The 2,938-nt window shown below is 68.4% G+C and carries 1 protein-coding gene and 2 pseudogenes; 2 read left to right on the forward strand and 1 reads right to left on the reverse strand.

Features of this window, described 5'->3' with window-relative positions:
• Positions 1 to 313, reverse strand: a pseudogene (locus AC1D01_RS27960) (sulfite exporter TauE/SafE family protein); the annotation flags it as partial.
• A 169-nt stretch (positions 314 to 482) separates the two neighbouring features.
• Here AC1D01_RS27960 and AC1D01_RS27965 point away from each other — a divergent pair.
• Both AC1D01_RS27965 and AC1D01_RS27970 read left to right on the forward strand, forming a co-directional pair.
• Positions 483 to 2,519 (forward strand): bifunctional 2',3'-cyclic-nucleotide 2'-phosphodiesterase/3'-nucleotidase, encoded by a 2,037-nt coding sequence (locus AC1D01_RS27965; RefSeq protein ID WP_477872220.1) that lies wholly within the window; start codon positions 483 to 485, stop codon positions 2,517 to 2,519.
• A gap of 5 nt (positions 2,520 to 2,524) precedes the next feature.
• Positions 2,525 to 2,938, forward strand: a pseudogene (locus AC1D01_RS27970) (hypothetical protein); the annotation flags it as partial.

Here is a 2,938-nt window from a genome sequence, read left to right on the forward strand (position 1 = left end):
GTGCGTGGCCGGCGCTCAGCCAGCCGGCGCCCAGCGCGACGCCGGCGCACACGCCGGCCAGCAGCGTGGCGAGCCGGCGCAGCAGCGCGCCGAAGCCCGGCCCGGCGATCTGCCACAGGTTGGTGACGAACGACGGCACCACCAGCAGCGCGGCCGCCTGCGCCGGCGGCATCACGACGCTCAGCAAGCCCATCGAGATGGTCGGCAGCCCGAGGCCGATCACGCCCTTCACGAAACCGGCGAGGGCGAACACGAAGCCGGCGAAGGCCAGCAGAATCATCAGGTCGAGAGAGGTCAGGTCGAGGGAGGTCATGAAGGGGTCCAGGCAGCGATGTCGGATCGTCGCTCCGGTGGCCCATCGATTGCTTCGGGCTGGATCGAAGTATCGGATTTCACAGCCCTGCCACATGCCGTCGCGACACTCCCCGCTTCGCCCGACGGCGACCACACAACGAGGAGCGAGGATGACGTTCGATCGACGCATGGGTTGGAAGCTGGGTTCGGGCCTCGGTGCCATCGCCCTGGGGGCCGGCCTGCTGGCCTGCGGTGGCAGCGACGACGCCGCACCCGCGGCGCCGGCGGTTGCGGCCGGCACGACCGCGCAGCTCGCGCTGCTGGAGACCACCGACCTGCACACCAATGTGCGCAGCTACGACTACTTCAAGCTCGCCGATGACACGACGCTCGGTTTCGAGCGCACCGCGACGCTGATCAAGGCCGCGCGCGCCGAGTTCGCCAACGCGATGCTGGTCGACAACGGCGACACGATCCAGGGCACCGCGGTGTCCGACTACCAGGCGCTGGTCAAGCCGATCGCCTGCACCGACACGCTGGCGATCTACAAGGCGATGAACGCCGCCGGCTACGACGTGGGCGGCATCGGCAACCACGAGTTCAACTACGGCCTGCCCTACCTCGCGCAGGTCACCGGCAACAAGTTCGATGTCGACGGCATGCCGGCACTGAGCGCGCAGCCGACCTGCGCCGGCCCGGCCTTTCCGCAGGTGCTGGCCAACGTCTACAGCGTCAAGAGCAAGCAGCCGCTGTTCACGCCGTACACCATCGTCACGAAGACGCTGAAGGCCAAGGACCCGGCCGGCAAGGACGTGAGCGTGCCGGTCAAGGTCGGCTTCATCGGCTTCGCGCCGCCCGCCATCCTGGCCTGGGACAAGCGCTGGCTCGACGGCAAGGTCTACACCGAGGGCGTGAAGGAAACGGCCGAGAAGTTCATTCCCGAGATGAAGGCCAAGGGCGCCGAGCTGATCGTCGTGATCTCGCACGGCGGTCTCGACGCCGGGGCCTACTCGCCGACGATGGAGAACGGCAGCTGGCACCTGTCGAAGGTGGCCGGCGTCGATGCGATGCTGATCGGCCACTCGCACCAAATCTTCCCGGACGCGAAGAGCACCGTCGGGCAGTTCAACCAGACCGGTGTCGACAAGGTCAAGGGCACCGTCAACGGCGTGCCGACCGTGATGGCCAACTTCTGGGGCAAGCACCTGGGCGTGATCGGCCTGAATCTGAAGCACGACGGCAGCAAGTGGACGGTCGACACGACGAAGACCACGGTCGAGGCACGTTCGACGCAGAACGCCGACAAGACCTATGTCGCGGTCGATGCGACGGTGGCGCCGCTGATCGAGGCCGAGCACCAGGCGACCATCGCGTACGTGAAGACGCCGGTCGGCACGACCGACTTCCGCATGACGACCTACTTCGCCGACGTGGGCGAGCCCGGCGCGATCGAGATCGTCAACCAGGCCCAGGCGGACTACGTCTCGGCCTACATCCAGGCCAACCTGCCGGAGTTCAAGTCGCTGCCGGTGCTGTCGGTCAGCGCGCCGTTCAAGTCCGGCTTCGGCGGCGGCAATGACTTCACCGACGTGGCCGCCGGCCCGCTCGCGATCAACAACGCGGCCGACCTGTACCTGTACCCGAACACGATCTATGCGGTGAAGGTGACGGGCGCCGACATCAAGGGCTGGCTGGAGACCGCGGCGAAGCGCTTCAACACGATCAACCCGGCGCTCACCACGGCGCAGGAGCTGGTCAGCACCTATCCGGGCTACAACTTCGACATGTTCACGTCGGCCGACATGCAGTACGAGATCGACGTGACGCAGCCGGTCGGCAGCCGCATCAAGAATCTGACGTACAAGGGCGCGGCGATCGATGTGGCGGCGCAGTTCGTCGTCGCGACCAACAACTACCGCGCGAGCGGCGGCGGCAGCTTCCCGGGTCTGGACGGCAGCAAGACGATCTACGCGTCGCCCGACGCGAACCGCGATGCGCTGATCTCGTACATCAAGACCGCGAAGAACCTGACCCGTGCGGCCAACGGCTCGCACCGCAGCTGGCGCTTCACGAAGGTGACGACGGCCGGGCCGGTGACCTTCAAGTCGGCGGCCAATCAGCTCGCGCTGGCGCAGGCTGCGGGCCTGGCCGGCATCACGCTGCAGCAGGCGGACGACGGCAGCGGCAAGAGCCTGTCGGTGTACGCGATCGACCTGGCGCAGTAAAAGAGATGGCGCGACTGTTCGAGCACACCGTGTGGGCGCTGGTCGCGCTCGCAGCCGCCAGCGCGGCGCTGGCGGTGGGCGTCAGCACCCGCGGCGAGCGCGGGGCGCTGGCGGCTGTGTCCACCGAACAGCTCGCGGTGCGCGCCGGTGCCGGCCGCGATGCGCAGGCGCTGCAGCAGCTGCGCTACCGCGCGGAAGGCGGCGCGGCGCAGGCGCAGCAGGCGCTCGGCAGCGTGCTGGCCGCGACGGCCGATGCTGCGGACCGGAGCGAGGCGCTGCGTTGGCTGCAGGCGGCGCAGCAGCAGGGCGATGCCCAGGCGTCTTACCAGTTGGGAAAGCTGCACCTGCAATCCGGGCCGCAGCATGACGAGGCGCTGGCGGCACGCGATTTCGAGCGCGCCGCCGAGGCAGGCCATGCG

It is taken from the genome of Rhizobacter sp. P3_B12 (assembly GCF_056402895.1).